23 protein-coding genes are annotated in these 21,616 nt (G+C 70.6%); 16 read left to right on the top strand and 7 right to left on the bottom strand.

Annotated features, from left to right (window positions below):
• Positions 1–175: 175 nt before the first annotated feature.
• From VKV26_06580 to VKV26_06590, 3 genes are read right to left on the bottom strand one after another with little or no spacing between them, the layout of a single operon-like run.
• The gene (locus VKV26_06580; GenBank protein HLZ69563.1) at positions 176–967 is read right to left on the bottom strand and encodes an Ig-like domain-containing protein; all 792 of its coding nucleotides are present in this window, start codon (positions 965–967) and stop codon (positions 176–178) included.
• A gap of 44 nt (positions 968–1,011) precedes the next feature.
• Positions 1,012–1,740 (bottom strand): hypothetical protein, encoded by a 729-nt coding sequence (locus tag VKV26_06585; GenBank protein HLZ69564.1) that lies wholly within the window; start codon positions 1,738–1,740, stop codon positions 1,012–1,014.
• 21 nt (positions 1,741–1,761) lie between these two features.
• Positions 1,762–2,826 carry a MauE/DoxX family redox-associated membrane protein gene (locus VKV26_06590; GenBank protein HLZ69565.1) on the bottom strand — a complete coding sequence of 355 codons (1,065 nt, stop codon included), beginning with the start codon at positions 2,824–2,826 and terminating at the stop codon, positions 1,762–1,764.
• Positions 2,827–3,669: 843 nt separating this feature from the next.
• Here VKV26_06590 and VKV26_06595 point away from each other — a divergent pair.
• Positions 3,670–5,073, top strand: coding sequence for a phage portal protein (locus VKV26_06595; GenBank protein HLZ69566.1), 1,404 nt, complete (start codon positions 3,670–3,672; stop codon positions 5,071–5,073).
• Between the two features lie 85 nt (positions 5,074–5,158).
• Here the strand turns inward: VKV26_06595 and VKV26_06600 are convergent, their stop codons facing one another.
• Entirely contained in the window at positions 5,159–5,551 is a 393-nt protein-coding gene (locus VKV26_06600) for a four helix bundle protein (protein ID HLZ69567.1), read from the bottom strand.
• 85 nt (positions 5,552–5,636) lie between these two features.
• Between VKV26_06600 and VKV26_06605 the strand changes: the two genes are divergently transcribed.
• From VKV26_06605 to VKV26_06655, 11 genes are all read left to right on the top strand, one after another.
• The gene (locus tag VKV26_06605) at positions 5,637–6,188 is read left to right on the top strand and encodes a hypothetical protein (protein HLZ69568.1); all 552 of its coding nucleotides are present in this window, start codon (positions 5,637–5,639) and stop codon (positions 6,186–6,188) included.
• A gap of 179 nt (positions 6,189–6,367) precedes the next feature.
• The gene (locus VKV26_06610; protein ID HLZ69569.1) at positions 6,368–6,808 is read left to right on the top strand and encodes a hypothetical protein; all 441 of its coding nucleotides are present in this window, start codon (positions 6,368–6,370) and stop codon (positions 6,806–6,808) included.
• A gap of 124 nt (positions 6,809–6,932) precedes the next feature.
• Complete coding sequence (locus tag VKV26_06615; protein HLZ69570.1) at positions 6,933–7,823, top strand: phage major capsid protein; 891 nt, start codon at positions 6,933–6,935, stop codon at positions 7,821–7,823.
• Between the two features lie 158 nt (positions 7,824–7,981).
• On the top strand, positions 7,982–8,389 hold the full coding sequence (locus VKV26_06620) for a hypothetical protein (protein HLZ69571.1): 408 nt from the start codon (positions 7,982–7,984) through the stop codon (positions 8,387–8,389).
• Positions 8,390–8,498: 109 nt separating this feature from the next.
• Entirely contained in the window at positions 8,499–9,158 is a 660-nt protein-coding gene (locus tag VKV26_06625) for a hypothetical protein (protein HLZ69572.1), read from the top strand.
• A gap of 48 nt (positions 9,159–9,206) precedes the next feature.
• The gene (locus tag VKV26_06630; protein ID HLZ69573.1) at positions 9,207–9,497 is read left to right on the top strand and encodes a hypothetical protein; all 291 of its coding nucleotides are present in this window, start codon (positions 9,207–9,209) and stop codon (positions 9,495–9,497) included.
• Between the two features lie 78 nt (positions 9,498–9,575).
• Positions 9,576–9,923 (top strand): hypothetical protein, encoded by a 348-nt coding sequence (locus VKV26_06635; GenBank protein ID HLZ69574.1) that lies wholly within the window; start codon positions 9,576–9,578, stop codon positions 9,921–9,923.
• Positions 9,920–10,642, top strand: coding sequence for a hypothetical protein (locus tag VKV26_06640; protein HLZ69575.1), 723 nt, complete (start codon positions 9,920–9,922; stop codon positions 10,640–10,642). Before VKV26_06635 ends, VKV26_06640 begins: the two co-directional genes overlap by 4 nt.
• Before the next feature lie 75 nt (positions 10,643–10,717).
• Complete coding sequence (locus VKV26_06645) at positions 10,718–12,769, top strand: hypothetical protein (protein HLZ69576.1); 2,052 nt, start codon at positions 10,718–10,720, stop codon at positions 12,767–12,769.
• 69 nt (positions 12,770–12,838) lie between these two features.
• Positions 12,839–13,504, top strand: a complete 666-nt coding sequence (locus tag VKV26_06650) for a hypothetical protein (protein ID HLZ69577.1) — start codon at positions 12,839–12,841, stop codon at positions 13,502–13,504.
• Positions 13,505–13,688: 184 nt separating this feature from the next.
• Positions 13,689–14,519 carry a hypothetical protein gene (locus VKV26_06655; protein HLZ69578.1) on the top strand — a complete coding sequence of 277 codons (831 nt, stop codon included), beginning with the start codon at positions 13,689–13,691 and terminating at the stop codon, positions 14,517–14,519.
• A 184-nt stretch (positions 14,520–14,703) separates the two neighbouring features.
• Here the strand turns inward: VKV26_06655 and VKV26_06660 are convergent, their stop codons facing one another.
• Entirely contained in the window at positions 14,704–15,339 is a 636-nt protein-coding gene (locus VKV26_06660) for a histidine phosphatase family protein (GenBank protein HLZ69579.1), read from the bottom strand.
• 190 nt (positions 15,340–15,529) lie between these two features.
• Here VKV26_06660 and VKV26_06665 point away from each other — a divergent pair, with 190 nt between their 5' ends.
• A complete protein-coding gene (locus VKV26_06665) occupies positions 15,530–16,102 on the top strand; it encodes a hypothetical protein (protein HLZ69580.1) in 573 nt (190 codons plus the stop codon).
• 117 nt (positions 16,103–16,219) lie between these two features.
• On the opposite strand, the gene VKV26_06670 is transcribed toward VKV26_06665, so the two are convergent.
• On the bottom strand, positions 16,220–16,858 hold the full coding sequence (locus VKV26_06670) for a GNAT family N-acetyltransferase (GenBank protein HLZ69581.1): 639 nt from the start codon (positions 16,856–16,858) through the stop codon (positions 16,220–16,222).
• Positions 16,859–17,079: 221 nt separating this feature from the next.
• On the opposite strand from VKV26_06670, the gene VKV26_06675 reads away from it, so the two are divergent.
• The 3 genes from VKV26_06675 (at position 17,080) to sigJ (ending at position 19,796) form a co-directional block, all read left to right on the top strand.
• Positions 17,080–17,469 (top strand): RidA family protein, encoded by a 390-nt coding sequence (locus VKV26_06675; protein HLZ69582.1) that lies wholly within the window; start codon positions 17,080–17,082, stop codon positions 17,467–17,469.
• A gap of 104 nt (positions 17,470–17,573) precedes the next feature.
• Positions 17,574–18,815: an FAD-dependent oxidoreductase gene (locus tag VKV26_06680; GenBank protein ID HLZ69583.1), complete on the top strand. Its 1,242-nt coding sequence runs from the start codon at positions 17,574–17,576 to the stop codon at positions 18,813–18,815.
• Positions 18,816–18,833: 18 nt separating this feature from the next.
• The gene (sigJ, locus tag VKV26_06685) at positions 18,834–19,796 is read left to right on the top strand and encodes an RNA polymerase sigma factor SigJ (protein HLZ69584.1); all 963 of its coding nucleotides are present in this window, start codon (positions 18,834–18,836) and stop codon (positions 19,794–19,796) included.
• 19 nt (positions 19,797–19,815) lie between these two features.
• On the opposite strand, the gene purH is transcribed toward sigJ, so the two are convergent.
• The gene (gene purH / locus VKV26_06690) at positions 19,816–21,345 is read right to left on the bottom strand and encodes a bifunctional phosphoribosylaminoimidazolecarboxamide formyltransferase/IMP cyclohydrolase (protein HLZ69585.1); all 1,530 of its coding nucleotides are present in this window, start codon (positions 21,343–21,345) and stop codon (positions 19,816–19,818) included.
• Positions 21,346–21,616: the final 271 nt, after the last annotated feature.

Here is a 21,616-nt window from a genome sequence, read left to right on the forward strand (position 1 = left end):
ATCGCACGGATCGGCGGGCGCCGGGCGAGATTTGGCCGGCGTGCGCCGCGATTGTTGCCGAGTCGTTACCGGCGGCAAGAGTCACGGAACCGGATCGCAGCCGCTGTCGCCCGGCGAAGTGACCGATTGCGGGCCGCGGGGCGCCACCCGCGCCGACGCACCACGCTCCCCTGGATCAGGGCCGGAAGCTGGCGGTGATCACCAGGTTGTTCGGCGGCATCACCACGGCGCAGGGGTTGATTGCCGTACCGTCGCACGGCCCGCCCTGCCAGCCGGCGAAGCTGCTGCCGGCGCAGGGCACGGCCTGCAGCGTCACGGTGTCGCCAAACAGATGCAGGCCGCCCCCATCCGCCGGCGTCACGCTGCCGCAACCCTGGATATTCACCGAAATGCTGAACAGCGGCAGGAACAGCACGATCGGCATCGGCGTCGGCGGCTGCGGCGGCTGCGGTATGACGCCGAAGGCCGCGGCACTCTGGCCGACCGCGACGCTCACGGTCGCCACGTTCGAGTCGAGATTGCCGGCGGTGTCATGGGCCTTGTAGGTGAAGCTGTCGAGGCCCTGGTAGGCGAGCTGCGGCGTGTAGCGGAAGCTGCCGTCGGCGTTCAAGGTCAGCGACCCGTGTGCCGGGCCAGAGACGAGCACGGCGGTCAGCGCATCGCCGGCGGGGCCGCTGTCGTTGGCGAGCACGCCGGGCGCCGACACGGTCAGCGTGTTGCCGGCGGTAACGCTGCCGCTGTCGTTGTTGGCGACCGGTGCAGTCGCCGTCACGCTGATCGTCACGGTGGCGTTGGCCGAGCTGGCGCCGTTGCTGGCGTCGCTGAGGCTGTACTGGAAGCTGTCGGCGCCGCTGAAGCCGGGATTGGGCGTGTAGCTGAAGGAACCGTCGGCGGCAAGGCTCAGCGCGCCGTGCCCGGCCGCGCTGCGCAGGACAGCCCCTAACACCGGCGCGTGCGTCGCGCGCATCCCGCGCGCACCGAACCACGCGCGCGTCCCCGCCCGGACACCGCTCAGCAGGCACAGCCCGGCCCCACGCGGCAGCGATCGCGGCAGGTGATGCACGAGTTCCCGCACGGACACCCCGAGCTGCAGGTGCGGCAGCACGCCGAGCCAGGCGCCGGCTGAACGGGAGCCGGCTGGATCGGCGCCGGAATCGGCGTCGGTGGCGCGGGCATCGGCGTGGCTATGGCCGCCACCACCGGCGCGGTCAAGGCAATGTTCCCGTTCCCGATCGCCCAGGCGCCGGCGCCGACAGGAATCGAGCTGGCCCCTTGATAGCCCGTTTGCGGGCGGTAGGTCAGAACGGTATCCGCCCCTCGCACGAGTGCCGGCCCGTCCATCGAAGGATTCCCGATCATCACCCAGTTGCCGCCGGTACCGTCGTCAGCACACGAACTTTCGCTCGCGCCCGGCGTCAGGCTGCCGCCATCGGGGAAGTAGGCCCAATACCCCCAGCACGCCGAAAGCGGCGCCGCGGGGTCGATCACCTGATACGCCGTGTCTCCCGCCTGGAACGTGTAGAGGTTACCCATCGCGCCCGATACGGTCGAGCCGTCTGGACCGCCGATCAGGTTCCAGCCCGCAGGATAGGTGACGCCCCCGCTCTGCGCTCGTGCCTGCCCACCGGGCAGACGCGCCGCCACCAGCCCACCGATACCAGCGGCGAAGAGCTTGAGCGCGCTCCGCCGCGACCGCCGGGTCGCCATCGCCTCGCTCAGGTCGTCGAACCAGTGGCCCATCGCTCGCCCTCCGCGTCAAACTCAGGAGGCGCCAACCACGCTCAGCTCAGATTCTGTGGCCGCAGGCCCGAACTGCCGCGCCACTAGCGCGCGCACATCTTCCACACCCTGCGCCACCGGGCTCCCTATCCGCCCGTCGGGCAGCACGAGCACCATGCTCGGCGTGTAATACACCCCGAAGGGATGCGCCACCTCGCTCGACTGCTGCACCAGCACCGCCGAAAGCCCCAGGGCAGCCGCCTTCGACCGATTCGCCCTCAAGGCGCCACGGCTCATGCACACCACCATCACTCGGTCGGCAAGCTCCCGCTGCCAGCGGACGACGTCGGGAAAGAGCGCCTTGCATGGCCCGCAGGCAGGATCGAGAAACGCCAGCAGCACGGGCTTCCCGCCCGCACGCAGACTCGCCAGCGTCACGGCATTCCCCTCGAGGTCATCCAGAGCGAACTCTGGCGCCGCCGTCCCAACCGGCAAGCCGGCGACCGTCTGCGCAGCCGCTGGCGCCAGCGCGAGCCGCCCTTCCATTCCTTCAAGCCGCGCGAGCAGCCGGCCGTTCTGAGCGAGCAGCTGCACCAGCAGCACGAGCACCACGACGCTCACCACCAGCGCCGCCGCACCGAGCACAAACCCGATCCACGCCAGCATGGAGCCGCCTCCCACCCAGCCAAGCACGTCTATGCCCGCATCCTGCCGGCCCGCGAGAACGACGAAACCCGCCACTCCAAGGAGCAGCAGGTTCCGAACGACGGTCGCTCGCCCCAGGGGCGCCGCGGCAATCTGCCCGAAGCAGTGACACACAGGACGGCGACCGCGGGCGAGGCTCAGGACCACCGCTCCACTGAAGAGGAGCAACAGCACGAACGCGACTATGCCAGCAACCCAGGCCGTGGCAACCGGCACCAGGAGCACCGCGACAGCCAACTCGAATATTGGCAGCAGCCAAGCGTCAGGTACCAGGCCACGCTGAGGAGCACCCAAGCCCCGCAGCGCCTGGCGCGCGCCGGCTTGGTCCGCCAGCTTCGCGACGGCAGCGGCGGCGAACACGACAGCCAGCAGAATCCGAGCGAGCAGCAGCGCCAGACCCATCAAGCCGCGCACCCCATGAAGGTCGGGAAGCGACTAATCGAGCGCGGTGCGAATCATGCAGGAACGTGGCGCATATGTCAAGTGCAAGGATTATGCCTCACCCCTGGAAGGGCGCCACCATCGGCTGCAATCACGAGGGCAGCGCACGGCCGGCAGGGCCGAGAGCAGCGCGAGCAGCAGCGCCGGCGCCAGGACGCCGAGCCGGCGCGCCCAGCCGCGCCGAACCCGTGCCGAACCAACCCTCCTGCTGGCGTGCATCCACAACCTCCTGCCCGACGGGCGGCAGAATTGTTATAGTATTACAGAAAAAGCCAGGGGCAACCAGACCGACACGTGAAGCCATTCGCCGCCGAGTATGCATAACGCCGGTGTTACAGTCGAGACATCCGGCGGTCCGATCGGCCGGCAGCGGGGAGGCCGCCTCGCGCGGCGCCGCCGGTTCGGCCGCGTGCAGCGGTGAAAGCGGCCGGGCACGTGTGCGCACACGTGCCACCGCAGTACTTTACGAAATGCCCGGTAAATCGCTGTTCAGGCGCAGAATCTGCACATAACGCGGCAGTTTCAGTGCCGAAATGATCACCGGAGTTTGACACGCTGAGAACATGCGTTCTATTCTTGCGCCTGTGAACGGCCCTCGCCGCTCACACATCCCGGCGCCGCCCCCGCGCAGCGTTCCGCTCGCCTTCTTCGCGCTGCCCCACGGGCGGCGGCGCCGGGGCCGCGCAGGCGACCAGCTACAGGGCACAGGGAACAGCAGGTTCGCGCCAGGCCATCGCCTGCGCACCCTTCGGCTCCCTGTCACCGGCCACCCATAACCGGTCACCTCGAATCGGAGGTCCGCGCATGAACGCCGCCGTCTCCAGCGCCGCGCCGGCAGCGCCGGCCGCCTTCGCCGTGCAGCAGCTCGGCGTCATGGATCGGCAGCGGCTGCGCGACTACCAGCTCAACCTCGACTTCTACGCCGGGCGGCAGTGGCCCGTGCAGCGGCGCAACCTGCGCCAGCGCCGGCTCACCTTCAACTACGCTCGCACGTTGGTCGACAAGGCCGCCAGCTTCCTGCTGGCCGGCGCCGGCTTCGCCGTGGACGCGGAATCGCCGGAGGATGCGCCGCGGGCGGCGCGCCGCGAGCGCGTGCTGCGCGACATCTACGAACAGAACGACCTGCAGGCGCTCGATTTCGACAGCGAGATCGACTGCGCCGTGCTGGGCGACGGCTGCTTCAAGGTCGTCTGGGACCCGGAGCAGCGGCGCGTGCGCGTCACCGCGCCGGACGTGACGGGCGTCTACGTCTGGCTCTACCCGGACGATCACCAGCGCTTCTGGCGGCTGGCGCACCGCTATACGGTGGACCCGCTCGCCATCCGCCAGCAGGAGCAGTATTACCCGCAGATCTTGCAGACGAACCAGCGCAACCCGACGATCACCGAGGTCTGGACGGACGAGAGCTGGGAGATCTGGCACGACGGCACGCTGATCGAGCGGCGCGGCAACCCGTACGGCTTCATCCCCTACGTGGTCTATCCCAACCTGCGCCGGCCGAAGCAGTTCTGGGGTGAAAGCGACCTGGCCGCGATCCGGGAGCCCTGCGTGGAGCTGAACCGGGCGCTGACACAGCTTTCGGCGATCCTCGAAGTCTCCGGCAACCCGATCACCATCCTTGAAGGGATCACCGACTCGAAGGACATCGCCGTGGAGCCGGGCGCGATCTGGGAGATGCCGCCGGGCACGAAGGCCTATCTGCTCTCGCTGGTGGAGCACGGCGGCATCCGTATCCACCTGGACTACATCGATCTGCTCTACCGCACGCTGCACGACCTGGGCGAATCGCCGCGCGCGGCCTTCGGCGGCCACGATGAGAGCGGCGCCCGCTCCGGCGTGGCGCTGGCGATCGAGCTGGACCCGCTGATCAAGCGCGCGCAGCGCAAGCGGCTGATCCGCGCCGCGGCGTTCCGGCAGCGCAACAGCATGGCGCTGCGGCTGTGGGAGCAGTTCACGGGCGAGGCGATGGCGCCGTACCGCTCGCGCATTACCTGGGGGCCGCTGCTGCCCACGGACCGCGCCCGCGACATTCTGGACGAGGTGGCGCTGGTGAACGCCGGGATCCACTCCCGCGCCCGCGCCGCGGCCAACCTGGGCGACGCCGACCACGGCACGGACTTCGCCGCCTGGCTGGGCGAGAACCAGCGCATCCAGGCCGAAGGCGGGCCGGCCGAGGCGGCGGTGGCGGAGCGGATCGCCGTCGGGTAGGTGACAGGGAACAGGTTACTGGTGACAGGTGACAGGAAGTGCCGGCGCCAGGCGACGACCATCAACTCCCCGAGCGGTCGGTATCTCAGCGCCTGAGCAGGCGGTTGCGCAGTACGGTGAGCATCTTGCTGACTTCGGTGAGCAGCGCCAGAGCCGGTTCGGCGTCATCCTGCCGCACATAGTTTCGGCGGATGGCGAGCATGACGAAGGTTTCGGTCTCCATCAGCGACCCGCATGCGATGGCGAGGAAGTTTCCGTAATCCCTGGCCGTTGCTCGCACGCTGCCCTCGGCGATGTTTGCTGGAACGGAAGCTGCCGCTCGTGTGATTTGCGCAGTCAGGCGGTACATCTCGGCGTTGGGGAATCGATCCGCCAGTTCGTAAACCAGAACCGCCAGATCCATCGCCTTCTGCCACACCACCAGATCACGATGGGAGCGAATCGGAGCTCGCGGCAGGGCCTGCGGGAGATCATCCATACGCGGCCTCCTCGGACGTACGGTACTCAGTCTACTGTCACCTGTCACCGGTGACCTGTCACCTCGATGTGAAAGGAGCATGCACATGTCCCCACCAATCGGCTTCTCGCCGCCAGAGTACGGTTTGATCGACGATGATCCACTGCTGTTCAGGGAGCGGTATCGCGCCTTTCTTGAGGCGTTTGCTGCACAACATGGCGCCGGCGACGCGGAACGTGTGGCAGCCGAGCTGCAGGCGGCGCTGCAGTCGCTGGATACGGTGCGGCAGCAGGCACAGGAGGCGGAGCAACTGGCGCAGCAGCGGCAGGAGGCGTTGGAGGCGCTGAGCACGCAGCACGGCATCGCCGTGGCCGCCTACCGCCAGGCCGCGCTGAACGGCGATCCATCGCTGCCGCCGGCGCTGGTGCAGGGCCAGACGATCGGCGAGGTCGACGCGGCGCTGGAGAAGGCCCGCGCCGTGGTCGAGTACGTGCGCGAAAAGGTGCTGAGCGCGGGCGGCGCCGGCCCGCCGGGCCAGACCACGCGGGCGCCCGACGCGCCGCCGCGGGTGCCTGCCGGCGCCCCCGGCCGCACGCTGCCCGACCTCTCCGGCATGACCGCCCGGGAGAAGCTGGTCTTCGGCACGAGTTTTCGATGACAGGTTCCAGATCACAGGTCACCGGGCGGGGTGCGGGCCGAACGCCCTCGCCATCCTCGGGCCGGCTGTCACCCGTCACCAGTAACCGGTCACCTCGCGACTGGCCGCCATCGGCACGCACGTGCCGATCTTGAGCCGCCATCGGCACGCACGTGCCGATCTTGAAAGGAGCGATCCCCATGCCCACGCTGCAGCAGAGCGTGATCGCGATTCCCTTCGCCATGGCCGACCCGGCCGCGAACGCCGGCGGCGGCGGTGTGCCCACGCCCTTCGGCCTGCCCGACACGGCCGATGTCGCCGCCATCCTCATGCCGTTCACCGGCACGATCGTCGGCATCGCCGTCACCGGCTCGCCGGCGGCGGGCGACTCCGTGACCGTGATCCCGCAGATCTGTATCACCAAGGCGGGCGGCGGCGCTGCCAACTGCGCCTCGCTCTCAGTACAGATCACCTCGGCCGCGCCGGCGGCCAGCGCCACCGTCTCCAAGGACCAGGCCGACTGCCAGTTCACGGCGGGCCAGTTCATCGGCGTCTTCTACCAAACGGCCACGGGCGGCGCCTACACCGTGCACGACGTGCACGTCACGCTGTTCATCTCCACTGGGCGCGAAGACCTCTAACGAGGGTGAAGGGGAAAGGGTGAAGGGTGATCGGGAAACCACCCCCTCTACCCTGTCCCCTGTCCCCTGTCACCTGTCACCGGTAACCAGCCACCTGTCACCTGGCGACTGAAAGGAGCCAACGATGGCGCTGACGCTGACGGAGGGCGCGAAGCTCTCGAACAACGTGGTCTTGCAGGGCGTGGTGGAAACGATCGTCAAGGAGTCGCCCGTCTTGCAGGCGCTGCCGTTCATCGACATCACCGGCAACGCGCTCGTCTACAACCAGGAGAACGCGCTTGCCACGGCCGGCTTCTTCAATGTCGGCGATACCTGGGTCGAATCGACGCCGACCTTCACGCAACAGACGGCCACGCTCAGCATCCTCGGCGGCGATGCGGACGTCGACAACTACCTGCGCCAGACGCGCAGCAACGTGCAGGACATCGAGGCCGTGGTGCTGGAGCTGAAGGCGAAGGCCGTGCGCCAGACCTGGGAGCAGCAGTTCATCACCGGCACGACGGCGGCCGCCGGCTTCTCCGGGCTGGACACGCTGATCGGCGCCGCGCCCGCCTCACAGACGATCGCGGCCGGCACGAACGGCGCCACGCTCAGCCTGCCGCTGATCGACCAGCTGATCGATGCGGTGAAGCCGGGCATGCCGGACATGCTCCTGATGTCGCGCCGATCGCGCCGCCAGCTCACGCAGCTCGTGCGCGCGGCCGGGGCGTTCCTGGAGGGGAACGTCAACGCCTTCGGCATGTGGCAGGAGCGCTACAACGGCATCCCCATCGGTGTGTCGGATTACATCTCCGAGGCGCAGACGCAGGGCACCTCGAGTGTCGCCACCACGATCTACGCGCTGCAGTTCGGCGAGGGCCGGCTCTGCGGCCTGCAGGGCGGCGGCGGCATGCAGGTGGACCGCGTGGGCGAGCTGGAAACCAAGGACGCCGTGCGCTGGCGCATCAAGTGGTACGTCTCGCTCGCCATGTTCGGCACCGTCTGCGCCGCCCGCCTGATCGGCGTCACGCCGTAACGGGCCAGATGACAAGTAACAGGTAACAGGTTACAGGGGACAGGTTACAGGGGACAGGGGACAGGGGACGCAGTCCTCGAAACCCGGAGTCTCACTCGTACCCACTGTCACCTGTCACCAGTAACCGCTCACCGCTCGCGACCGAAGGGAGCGTTCCGATGCCCCAGGAGATCGACGGCGCCACCGGCAACCTGATCGTGCCGCAGAGCGCGCGGGCGGACCCGGCCGGCATGCTGGCCTACCGCGGCGGCATCTCCGCGGCGGACGGCACGACCAAACCGGCGGCAGGCAGCGCGTTGTTCGCGCAGAACCCCGGCTACCGCCAGAAGTGCCGCGTCTTCGTCACCAGCACGGGTTCGCCCACGAGCTGCACACTGCGGCCCTACGTGCGCTCCGGCGGCACGAGCGGCCAGGTGGGCACGGGCGCGGCGCAGACACTCGCCGGCGCGCCCAACTTCGACACCTACTTCGACGTGCAGACCGACGGCGACGACCTCGCCGTGCTGGTGGAGACGCTCGCCGGCGGCACGTCGCCCACCGTCAGCATCTTCCTCAGCTGGCGATGAGGGAGGTGACAGGTGACCGGGCACCGGCGACAGGGAGGGTTGGTGCACGGACCACCCTGTTCCCTGTCACCGGTAACCTGTCACCTCAAGCGACCGAAGGGAGCGTCCCGTGGCCAACGGCTTCAACGACTACGTGCCCGCGGTGCGCCAGGACCTGGACGACCCGAACCCGCCGGCGGCGATCTGGTCCGACACGGACCTCCAGCGGCACGTCAGCCACGCGGTCCACGAGTACAGCTACTGGAGTCCGCTGGAGCAACTGCTCACCAGCTACGGCCTCACGGCCGGCAGCCGCCAGATCACGCTCGGCGCAACCGACCTCGCCAGCCTGGTGAGCATCCGCGCGGTGGAATATCCCACGGGGCAGTGGCCGCCGGCCTACGTGCAGTTCCAGCTCTGGGGCAGCGCGCTCTCGCTCTGGCTGGACGGGGCGCCGGCCGCCAGCGATCCGCTGAACGTGAACATCTATGCGCTGTTCAGCCACACGGTGAGCCAGTCCAGCACGACCGTGCCGCCGCGCGACGACGAGGCGATCATCGCCGGCGCCGTGGCCTTCGCCGCGCTGGAGTACGCGGCGAAGACCGCCGGGCAGGTGAACACGGCCGGGCCGAACGCCTGGCTGCGCTACCGCGACCTGGCGCAGGACAAGGCGGCGGAGTTCCGCGGCTATCTGCAGATCGTGCGCGCCCGCGTCACGCCGCAGCGGGCCTATGCCCCCTCCGAGCCGCGCCAAAGCCGCTTCACCGTCGAGGCGCCCTGGCGGGGGTAGGGAACAGGGAACAGGGAATTAAGGAATAGCGGGCGAAGGAGTCGGCTCATGCCGCCGATCGAGGTCATTCGTCATCTCGCGGAGACGGCCCGCGCGCGGGCGCTCGTGGCGCTGCATGCGGTCGAGCACTCACCGGAGGCCGCCGCGCTGGAGGAGTTCGCGCGCCAGCAGGCGCTGGTCTTCGCCGGCCTGCTGCTGGAAGAGCTGCGCGGGCGACTGATCGCGGCGCCGCCCGTCTCGCTGCCGGCGTTGCTGGCGCTGATCGAGGAGACGCTTGCAGGCGCGGCGGCGCGTTACGAGGCGCTGATCGGCGCGGCCGCCCCCACGGCTCAACTCTGATCGGCGGCCTAGCCGCGCGACGAGCGGGGCAAGCGGTGGCGGCGCGTTGGCCGCCGCGAGCGGCCGGAGGTGGTGCAGATGCAGACGAACGATTCCGCGCTGAACGGGGAGCGACGCGATCGGGCAGCGGCAGAGCTGCTGCGCCTGCCGCCCGCGGCGGAGGCGGCGTTTCCGCCTCTCTGGACGTTGGTTCTGACCCGGCTGGGCAGCGGCGCGACCCTGCCCGCGAGCGAGATCGAGCCGTGGGCGCGGGCGGTGAGCCTGGCGGTGTCGCTGGTGCGGCAGATCGATGCGGGCCTGTGCCACTGCCGTCGCGTCGACAGCGGCCTGATCGGCGGGCTCGTCGCGGGCGCGATCGCGCCGGCCGTGCTCGCCTGGCTGGATCAGGAGCCCGCAGCCGAGCCGCACACGGAGGCGGCGTCATGAGCGTCTTCGCCGGAAACACAACCGCCCTGCCCGCGTCCAGCAATGGCGCCCCGGAACAGGCCGCCACGCCGCATGCCCGCCCTTTGTGCCCGCTGGTCTTCGTGCCAAGCGACTGCGCCGGCTGGAACGCCGAGTACGTGCCGGCGCTCGATGCGGCGCTGGCCGAGGCGCTGAATTGGTGGCAGACACGGCTCGGCGTGCAGCCCTTCGACCCGGAGCCGGCGCTGGCGATCGGCGGCCGGCAGCCCCGCGCCGCCTACGCCTGCGACACGCAGGAACGCATCCGCGCCGAGCTGGCGCGCTACTTCCCCGACCTTGCCGCCCTGTCCGAGCAGGCCGGCACCTCTGTTCCCTGTCCCTCGCTCTCTGTTCCCTTGTACGTCGTCTACGCGCTGCTTTCGGACCTGCCGTACCGCTGCGCCGGCAACGTGATCGGCACCAGCGCCGCGGCCGCCGGCGGGCCGCCGGTGCTGGTGGTGCAGTCGTCCGGCTCGCTGGACGCCTTCGCACTGGGGCAGAACCCGCTGGACCCGGTTTCGGGCAGCCGCGCGGCGCAGATCGGGGCGCTGGCGCACGAGTTGGGCCACGCGCTCGGCCTGCCGCACCCGGCCGACCCGGCGGTGCAGGCCGTCTCGGTGATGTGGAGCTGGTGGCTCTTTCCCCGCGTCGCCCTCAGCCCGCCGGAAACCGCTCAGGCCCTCGCCTGCCTCTCAGGGTAGTGGGTGGAGGGTTGGTGCTCCTCCCCTCAACCCTTCCCGCTTTACCCTTCACCCGGCGACCGAAGGGAGCCCCTCATGCGCACCCTCACCAGCACGCTCACGGCCGCGCAGCAGGCGAGCGGCGCCGTGCCCGCCGTGCGCCTGACGCGGCGGCGCGCCTCCGCCGGCGAAGATCGCTACACGCTGAGCTTCCTCGCCGGCTCCGGCTCGCTGAGCGACCCGTACGCCGTGACCGCCTCGGGCGGTGTGCTGCGCATGTGGGCGATCCACGCCGGCAGCGTGCGCGTGGACTACTACCAGGGCAGCCCACTCGTCTTTCAAAGCGGCGGCACGCGCTGGTCGACCACCGACACGCTGATCGCCGCGGCGCAGCAGCAGAACACGCCGGCCAACGTCGCCGTGGTCACGGCCGCACCCGGCGCGAGCACGCTCTCGCTGCGCTTCTCCGGCAGCGGCGATGCCGGCTTCGGCGCGGCGGAAACGCTCAACCTGCCCAACGGCGTGGCCTACCAGGCGCAGGCGGTCGCCTGCTGCTTCGCGCCGGACGGCCGTGTCTTCGTGGCCGTGCAGGGCACGCAGTACATCACCGTGTTCGTGCGCGCCACGAATGCGACCTACACCTCGGCCTCCAATCCTGCCGACGGGCATTACTCGGCCATGGGCATCGGCTGCTGCTACACGGTCTCCAGCGGCGCGGGAGACCTCGCGATCTACGCTTCCGCCGGCTACACGGCGGGCACCTGGTCGGAGCTGGTAACGCTGCTGTTCGGCGACGGCGCGTTGCAGGGGGCCGGCAGCTTCTCCGTACATCAGACGGTACTGATCACGAAGCCGTATGTGACGGGGCCGGGCACGGCGCCGGGCACGATCCTGAGCGCCGGCGGCCTCTGCCTGGCCGACACCTTCCGCGCCACGTTCTACGAAGACTTCCAGAACCCGCAGATGAGCCTGGCGACGAAGCGCAACTTCGCCCAGAGCGTGCTGAAGCCGGCGAACGTGAAGGCCGGCTATGCCCGCGACCCGCAGGCGCTGCCGGTGGACGCCGCCGCGGTGTTGAAGCCGGCGTGGGACGCGCAGAACGGCATCCTCTTCTACGCGAACCCGGCCAACATCTATTACGGCATGGCGCCGCTGACGCAGGATCTCTCCGCCCGCGTGCTGCGCTGCACGCGCACGGAGCGCGAGAACGGCGCCGGCATCGACGTGTTGCTGGACAACAGCGACCTCTCGCTTGCGGCGCTGGCGCAGAGCGCGGACAGCATCGGCGACCGCCTGAGCCTGGACTTCGGCTACGTGACGAGCGCCGGCGCCGAGTACAGCGTCTCCATGCCGCTGTGGCTGTCGCGCGTCACCGCCTCGGGCGCGGGCGGCACGCGCTACGCGGAGATCACGGCGCACGACGGCTGGCAGGTGCTGGCGGCGTGGCGGCCGCGGCGGCTCTACTCCTGGCTGCCGGGCGAGAGCACGATCGCACAGATCCTGCAGTGGATCCTGGCGCGGGCCGGACTCGATTTCACGCCGCCCGCCTCGCCCTCGGTGCTCTTGCAGAGCAGTCCCGCCTTCGCCGTTCACCCGGCAAGCAGCGGCGCCCAGGCCGTGCACGAGCTGCTGGACCAAATCCCCGAAGTGCTGCTCTTCACGGCGGCCGGCGCCGTGCTGCGCCTGCCGCAGAGCACCGACCCGCCCGTCTACACGTACGCGCCCGGCGGCCACGCGGTGCTGACGGCGCGCCGCTCCTGCTACGCGCAGGGGCTGAACCACGTCCTGCTCTACGGCAAGAACACGGGCACGGCCACCACGCCCACGTTGATCGGCGAGGCGCTGGACGCGAGCGACGCGCAGCGGATCGCGGACTACCCGTTTGCGCTGCACGATATGCAGGTCTCGACGGCAAACGCGGCGGCGCGGGCGGCCGTGCCGCTGCGCAAGGCGCAGCTGATCACCGACGCGGGAGAGATCGCCGCGGCGCCGAACGTGGGGCTGGAGCCGTGGGACGCGATCGGGATCACGGAGGGCTTCAGCGGTATGAGCGGCGCGACGCTGCGCGTACGCGAGCTGCGCACGCTGTTCGACACGCTGCGCGAGGGCGGCGTCTACACGCAGTCGGTCGGGCTGATGAACCCGTAAGTGACAGGTGACAGGTGACAGTGGGACCGGCCCAGACCATCTGTCACCTCTCGCCCCAGGAGAGCGACGATGAACGACCCCGTACCCCCGTACGACCCGAACGACTATCCGACGAGCGAGGGCGCCTCGGGCGGGCTGCGCCGCCGCCTCAGCGGTCCGCACGGCCCCTACGCGCCGGTGAGCCGCCCACGCCGAACGCGCCGCCCGTCAGAGGCAGCCTCCCTCCCCGAACGCGGCAGCCGGCATAGCAGAGGACCGCGCCGGCCGCGCACCAGCCGCAACGACGGCGGGCACAGCGCTCAGCGCACGCCGGCGCACGGCGGCGGCCACGCGCAGGCGCTCCACCGGCCCCGCGGCGAAGGCGGCCTGCCACCGGAGCTGCAGCAGCTCGCCTGGGAGATGAACGGCGTGCTGACCAGCGCCGTGACCGGGCCGGTGCTCGGCTTCGCCTACGGCAGCAGCTATCCGCTGGGCCACCACCCGCGAGCGGACGGCAAGCAGCACGCGCCCAGCACGCAGCACCAGGGCCTCGCGCGGCGCGGCACGATCGTCTCCTACAACAGCAGCACGAACACCGCCGTGGTGCGCTTCGGCGACACGCCGGACAGCCCGGCGATCGCCATCCCCGTCAGCCCGATGATCAGCAGCGCCGTCGCCGGCGCGGCCACGCTGGCCGGCGTGCAGCTCTGGAACAACGCCGACCCCACCGATGCGCTGATTACCGCGGTGCTGTAGGGGTCAGGGCCCAGGGATTGGATCCCCAACCCCTGAAGCCCAACACCTAACCCCTCCGTCGACCGGGTCAAACCGTAGGAGGCAGGAAACAGGAACGAGGAAATAGAACATAGCGTGGGGCGCTCCCAGCTATTTTCTATTTCGTGCATTCCATTTCCTTCCTCCACACAGGGAGGGCAGCGCCATGCCCACGATCTTCGACAACCGCAGGGCCATCTTTTTGTGGATGTTCTCGGCGCAGGCCAAGCGCACCTGGGCCGATGCGCTGCGCACCGCGCAGTCGCTGGCTGGGGCGGGCGTGCTGCTGGTGAAGGCGATGGACGGCCAGCAGTGGATGAGCGACTTCGACAACGCGCCCGCCGCGATCTACGGTCCGAAGGCGCTGCGCGGCCTGCAACAGATGGGTGCGGCGCAGGGCTGCACGGTCGTGCCCTGGGTGGTGCCGCATAGCCGGGCCGACGCGGCGGCGCAAGCGGCGCTGGGCGAGGTGCTGGTCGTGGATCTCGAACCGTACGCCGGCTTCTGGACCGACGCGGCCGACGGCGTGCCGGTCTACCTTGCCGGCCTGCGCGCCGGCGGCGTGCGCGACCTGTATGTGAGCCTCGATCCGCGCCCGCGGGCGCTGGCGGCATTGGACGCGGCGAGCTGGGCGGGGCAGACGGCGGGCATCCTGCCGCAGACCTACTGGACCGACTTCGGCACGGCGCCGGAGGCTTGCCTGGCGCAGATCGCCGCCTGCGCGCGGCTCGGTGCGCCGGTCGTGCCGGTGCTGCCCGGCGACGGCGCGGCGGGCTTCGCGGACCTCTGGCCGGCGGCGCGGGCGCTGGGCTGCGGCGGCGTCTGCGGCTGGCGGCTGGGCAGCATGGATGCCGCCGCGCTCGCCGCCTTCGCCGCGCTGGACGTGGCGCCGCCGCCCGACCCCTGCGCCGCGCTCCAGATCCAGCTCACCGCGCTCAGCAGCGAGCGCGATCAGCTCGCGGCGACGCTCGACCGCGTGCGCGCGGCGCTGGCGTAGCCCTGTCCCCTGCCCCACTCCCCTCTCTATTCCACCGTGTCCACCGTGTCCACCGTGTCCACCGAGAGGGGAGCGAGGTGCAGCGCACAGGCACAGCGCCCCGCCTTCGGCCTCGATACTCCGTCCCCAGATCTCCCCTTCCCCTAGTATTGGGGGAAGGGGTCGGGGGATGGGGGCCAGCCGCTCACGTGCCCTCGGCGTGGCGCAGCTCGGGGGGCAGGTGCGAGAGGTCGTTCAGCGTCTTCAGCAGCGGGCCGCTGCTCTTAAACTCGAAGACCGTGGCCGCGCCGACCTCCTGCGCGATGCGCTTGCGGAACAGGCCCACGTCGATGCCCAGCAGGGCGCAGACGAGAATGCGGATCGTCGCCTTGTGCGCCACGGCCAGCACCTGCCCGTCCGCGTGGCGGGCGCGGATGTCGTCCAGCGCGGCCAACGCCCGCTCCGCGATCTGCGGCGCCGTCTCGCCGCCCGGCGGGGCGACGCGGCCGGGATCCTCGGACCAGGCGGCGAACTCCCGCGGGTGCAACTGCTCGATCTCCGCTTCGAGATGCCCGTCCCAGGCGCCGTAGGCGATCTCGCGCAGACCCGGCTCGATCTGCACGGTCATGCCCAGGCGCTTGGCCAGCGGCTCCGCGGTTTGGCGGGCGCGCTGCAGCGGGCTGGCGTAGATCGCCTGCCAGTGCTCGCCGGCGAAGGCGTCGGCCAGCGCCTGGGCCATCGCCAGGCCGTGCTCGTTCAGCGGCACATCCACGCTGCCGCAGAAGCGGTTCTCGCGGCTGCAATAGGTCTGGCCGTGGCGGATCAGGTACAGGGTGAGCATGGGGTGAGGGTACTGGAGGAACGAGAAAATAGGAACAAGGAAATAGGAAATAGGGATGCCGACTCGCTCCTCGCTCCTATTATCTATTTCCTGATTGCTATTGCCTGTCTCCTCGCTCCTCGGTCGTACGCCCGGCGCAGCGCGGTATCCTGTGGAAAGGACCCGCACGAAGCGCAGGAGGGCCGGCACGATGGCGGAGTGGGAGAAGCAGGAGCTCCGGCTGCGCAAGGGGCACGGCTGGAAGGCGAAGCCGGGCTGGAAGATCGTCGTGGTCGGCCGCGGGGCGCTGCGGCTGGACTTCCCCCAGGACTGGCAGATGGCGATGGAGACCGACGAGCATACCGGCTGGCCCACGATCACGCTCACCGACCGGCCGGAGCCGAAGGACAGGTGCAAGCTCCAGGTCACGACGATGCAACTGCCGCCGGAGATCCCCTGGCCGCCGGGCGCGTTGCCGGAGGTGCTGGACCACGCGATGAGCGGGCCGGACGAGTACGAGATCATCAGCCGCGGCCAGACCATGTACGAGGTGCGTCACAACCTGCAGCTGGCCTGGCGAGAGATGCGCTGGGTCGAGCCGGTGGAGCACCGCGAGGCGCGCTCCCACACCTGCCTGGTGCGCCGGCGCAACGTACAGGCGCTGATGACCTTCGTCTACTGGCCGGAGGACACCGGCCGCTTCCTGCCCATCTGGCGCGAGATGCTGCGCTCGCTGCGCCTGGCCGAGTATGTCAACGACCCCACCCAGGGCCCCGAGCAATAAGCTGCGCCGCCCCGCCTGGCGTGCTGCGAGTCGCACCCGGCGGCGCGCAGGGCGCACGCAGCGCGCCCCTGCGCCCTCTGGTCCCTGTTCCTATCCCTAAGCCCTAAACCCCAGACCCTAAACCCTCGCCTCCCGCCACATCAGCCAGTTGAGCGGGCCGCCGCGCGGCACCGTGAACTCGCGCTGCACGCGGAAGCCGTGGCGCTCGTAGAGCGGCAGGTTGCGCGGGTTCGCCGTCTCCAAATAGGCGGGCATCCCCTCCGCGTCGCAGCGCGCCAGCACCGGCCCCAGCAGGGCGCTGCCCACGCCCTTTCCCTGGCAGGCCGGCTCGACGCCCAGCAGGAAGAGATAGTAGTGCGCCTCGCGCGGGTGCTGCTGGTCGAAGGCGCTGATGCCGGCCATTACGCCGGGCACGCGCCGGTAGCCGACGCTGCTCGCCATTGCCGGCAGCAGTTGCAGTTGCCGCCAGAGCCCCATCCGCCACTTGCCCGGCGGCAGCCAGAGCGCAGCGCCGTCCAGGCTGGCGGTAGTGAACACGAGGTTGTGCGGCTGCGCCATGCGCCCGATGGCGATGTTGAAGAAGCGGCGGAAGGCGCGGGCGCGGCCGGCGTCCTGCCGCAGCAGCCAGTTGATCATCGGGTCCTGGTCGAAGGCGCGGGCGAGCGTGCGCGCCAGTGGCGCCTGCTCGGCCAGCGCCGCGAGGCGCACGGCCAGCGAGGGCGCACGAACCGGGGGCGATGCCTGGGCGAGCGTCATGCGTTGCTCCTCTGGCCGCTCTGCCGGCGGGACGAGCGAGCCTGCCGCCCAGTATATCGTCCCGGCCGCTCCTTCCCGCCGTGCCGCGTGGTAGCCTGACCACGCGGACGCCGCGTCCGGATACATGGTTTCGAAACCGGCCGAGCCCTCCATCTCGCGTGAGCTGCAGCCGAAGCGCCGGTTTGAAACCATCGGCAAGGCGGCGCGCGGAGGGTAGGAAGATGGCGATCGAGCGCATCGATCCGGCGGAGCTTTCGGCGCCGGGCGGGCCGTACGTGCACCTGACGAAGGCGGGCAACCTCGTCTTTGTCGCCGGCACGGTGGCCTTCGGCAAGGACGACCGCGTCGTCGGCGTGGGCGATGTGACGGCGCAGGCGCGGCAGACGCTGGAAAACCTCGGCGCCTGCCTGCGCGCCGCCGGCGCGGACTTCAGCGACGTGGCGAAGGTAACGGTCTTCGTGCGCAACATGGCCGACCGCGCCAGGATCGCCGCCGTGCGCCGCGAGTACTTCAAGGACGCCAATCCGGCCAGCACGCTGGTCGAGGTCTCCGCGCTCGCCCACCCCGACCTGCTGCTGGAGATCGAGGCGATCGCCGTGCTGCCGGGCTAGCGGCAAAATTCGTTTGCTCGTTCTGTCACAAAACGCGGGGGCTATCTCGTCTCGCCTCTGAGCACGCCGCCGGCAAGGGCGGCGGGAAGTCGAGGTGAACGACGATGCCTTTGCAGACAAGCACACAGCGCGTGGTGATCATCGGCGCGGGCTACGCGGGCATCACGGCGGCGCTGCGGCTGGGCAAGCGGACGCGCAGGCTCGGCGCGAGCGTCACGCTGGTGAACGGCGCCGAGACCTTCGTCGAGCGCATCCGCCTGCATCAGGCCGGCAGCGGCCAGACGGTGAAGCCGCGCCGCATCGAGCGGATGCTGCGCGGCACGGGGGTCGAGTTTGTGCAGGGCTATGTGCACGACCTGCAGCCAGACGAGCGCCGGCTGACCGTGTCGTGCCCGGACGGCAGCACGCTCGCGCTGGGCTACGACACGTTGCTCTACACGCTCGGCAGCACGATCGACACGGAGGGCGTGCCCGGCGTGCGCGAGCAGGCGCTGGCGCTGGGCAGCCCGGAGCTGGCCGCGCAACTGGCGGGCGAACTGCCCTCCCTGGCGGAACGCGGCGGCAGGCTGCTGGTCTGCGGCGGCGGGCTGACCGGCATCGAGGCCGCGACGGAGATCGCCGAATCCTTCCCCGGCCTGAACGTCGCGCTGGCGACGCGCGAACGGCTGGGCGAACGGCTCTCCGAGAAGGGCCGCGCCCACCTGCGCCGCGTCTTCGCAACGCTGGGCATCGCGCTGTTCGAGGACGCAGCCGTGGCGCGGCTGAGCGCCGGCGAGGCGGAGCTTGCCGATGGCGAGACGCTGCCCTTCGACCTCTGCCTCTGGGCCGGTTCCTTCCGCGTGCCGGCGCTGGCGCGCCAGGCCGGCCTGCGCGTCAACGAGCACGGGCAGATCCTCGTCGGCGCGGACCTGCGCTCGCTCTCGCATCCGCGGATCGTGGCCGCCGGCGACGCGGCCGCCTTCGCCGAGGACCCCGGCGCGCCGATCCGCATGGCCTGCGCCACGGCGATGCCGATGGGCGCCTGCGCCGGCGACAGCATCTTGGCGAGCCTGGCCGGCAAGCCCGCGCCGGCGTTCCGCTACCGCTACCTGTTCCAGTGCATCAGCCTGGGCCGCAAGAACGGCCTGATCCAGATGGTGAACGACGACGACTCGCCGCGTGAGAGAATCATCACGGGCCGGGCGGCGGCCATGTTCAAGGAGTTCATCTGCCGCTACACGACCGTTGCGCTGGGCATGGAGCGGCGCCGGCCGGGCTCGTACAGCTGGCCGCAAGGGAAGCGGCCGCGGACTAGCGAGCACGAGGCGAGCGGCCGGGCGCAGCCGCAGGCGGGCGCGGGAGACTGAAGCGAGGCAGAGTCGGAGATGACGACACGCCATAGCAACGCGGCGACGGCGGAGAGCACCGCAGGCGACCGCGTCACGGAAGCGTTCGAGCAGCAGCGGGGCCTGCTGTTCGGCATCGCCTACCGCATGCTCGGCAGCGCGGCGGAGGCGGAGGACGTGGTGCAGGACGCCTACCTCCGCTTCCGCGCCTCGGCGGCCGGCGCGTCTGCCGCGTCCGATGCCCTGCGCTCGCCGCGCGCCTACCTGGCCACGATCGTCACGCGGCTCTGCCTGGACCAGCTCAAGTCGGCGCGGGCGCGGCGCGAGCAGTACTACATCGGCCCCTGGCTGCCCGAGCCGCTGCCCACCGCCGACGCCGACCCCGAGCTGGTGCCCGGCCGCCGCCTCGAAGAGCGCGAATCGCTGAGCATGGCGATGCTCGTGCTGCTGGAGAGCCTGCCGCCGCTGGAACGGGCGGTGCTCGTGCTGCACAAGGTCTTCGACTACCGCTTCGCCGAGATCGCGCAGATGACGGGCCGGCGCGAGGATGCCTGCCGCCAGGCGTTTCACCGTGCCCAGGCATCGCTGGCGCAGCGCCGGCCACGCTTCCACGCCTCGCCGGCGGCGCTGGAGCGGCTGACCGTGGCCTTCCTGCAGGCGGCCGCCGGCGGCGACGTGCAGCAGCTCACCCGGCTGCTGGCGTCCGACGTCACCGCCTGGACGGACGGCGGCGGCCAGGTCACCGCGGCCACGCGCCCGCTGTACGGGCCGGAGCCGGTGATCCGCTTCACCGAGAGCATCGTGCGCCGGGCGCCGCCGGGGCTGAACATCACGATCGAGCAGGCGAACGGCCAGCCGGCGATCGTGACGCGCGAGGCGGACGGCACGCCCTTCTTCGTGCTGCTGCTGGACGGCGACGAGCAGGGCATCCGCGCCCTCTACGGCATGCGCAACCCGGACAAGCTCAGGCGCTTCGCGCGGCCCGCCGCCGCGGACGCCTGAACTTGCCCGCGCCGCGGCCTCAGTGGCGGAAGTGCCGCACGCCGGTGTGCACCAGCGCCATCCCCGCCTGGTCGCAGACGGCCACCGTCTCCGCGTCGCGGACCGAGCCGCCCGGCTGCACGATCGCCGTCACGCCGGCGTCGGCGGCCAGTTGCGGGCCGTCAGGGAAGGGGAAGTAGGCGTCGCTGGCCAGCACCGAGCCGGCCGCCCGCTCGCCCGCCGCCCGCACCGCCAGGTACACGCTCACCACCCGGTTCGGCTGGCCCGCGCCCATGCCCACGATCTGCCGGTCCTTCACCAGCACGATCGCGTTGGACTTGATCTGCTGCACCGCCCGCCAGGCGAAGCGCAGATCGTCCAGCTCGGCCGGCGTCGGCGCCCGCTCGCTCTGCTGGGTGAAGGCGAGCTGGTCTTCGGGATAGGCGTCCGGCGTCTGCACGAGCAGGCCGCCGGAGACGCGGCGGTAGTCCAGTCCGTGGCCGCCGTTCGCGGCGTCGCCCATCGCCAGGATGCGCAGGTCGCGCCGCTTCTGGAGCACGGTCAGCGCCGCGTCGGAGAACGACGGCGCGATCACGATCTCGTAGAAGACGCCCTTCATCGCCTCCGCCGTGGCCGCGTCGAGCGGGCGGTTGACGGCGGCGATGCCGCCGTAGGCCGAGACCGGGTCGCCCGCCAGCGCCCGGCGGTAGGCCTCCGCCTGGTCGTCGTGCGAGGCGAGGCCGCAGGGGTTGGTGTGCTTGATGATCGCCACGGTCTGCTCGGGAAAGGCGCAGGCCGCGTTCCAGGCCGCGTCGGCGTCCAGGATGTTGTTAAAGGAGAGCTCCTTGCCGTGGAGCTGCCGCGCCCCGGCGACGCCGGCCACGCCTGGCGCGAACACCGACTGCTCGGCGTAGAAGGCCGCCTGCTGGTGCGGATTCTCGCCGTAGCGCAGGTCGAAGCGCTTCTCGTAGGCCATGGTCAGGTGCTCGGGGAAAGGCTCCTCCGGCCCGCGCAGGTACTCGGCTACGGCGGTGTCGTAGCTGGCGACATGCTGAAACGCCTTCTGCGCCAGCCGGCGCCGCTCGGCCGTGTCCGGGCCGCCGGCGGCCAGCGCCTTCAGCAGCGGCGCGTAGTCGGCGGGATCGACGATCACGAGCACATGGGGAAAATTCTTGGCCGCGGCGCGCAGCATCGCCGGCCCGCCGATGTCGATATTCTCCAGCGCCGTCTCCAGGTCGGCGCCGCCGCGCACCGTGCGCACAAAGGGATAGAGGTTATTGCAGACCAGGTCGATCGTGCCGAGCCCGGCCGACTCCAGCTCGCGCACATGCGCCGGCAGGTCGCGGCGGGCGAGCAGGCCGGCGTGCACCGCCGGATGCAGCGTCTTCACGCGGCCGTCCAAGATCTCGGGGAAGCCGGTAAGGTCGGAGATGCTGCGCACGGGCACGCCGGCGGCGTCGATCGCCGTCTTCGTGTTGCCGGTGCTGAACAGCTCCCAGCCGAGCCGCGTCAGCCCGCCGGCAAACTCGGCAATGCCGGCCTTGTCGTAGACGCTGAGGATGGCACGCATGCGGGCACGTCCTTTGTGTTCATCGGTCATCGAGAGAGAGAGCATCGCTTGCGCGCGCTGCCGTAGACGGCGGCAGCTGCCGCATCCATTCTCCGCCCCGCGCGGGGCATGGTCCACGCATCGAACGCGGCGCCACGGGCCGCATCCACCGGGCCTGTGGATAACTACCCCGGATCGTGTGGATAACTGGCCCGCGCTGGGGATAACTTGTCCACTGTCCTGTGGAAAGTCGGGCGCCGCGGGGGAGAGGCCGGCGCCGCCCTCGGCGTAG

The organism is Dehalococcoidia bacterium, assembly GCA_035310145.1.
Classification (GTDB): Bacteria; Chloroflexota; Dehalococcoidia; order CAUJGQ01; family CAUJGQ01; genus CALFMN01.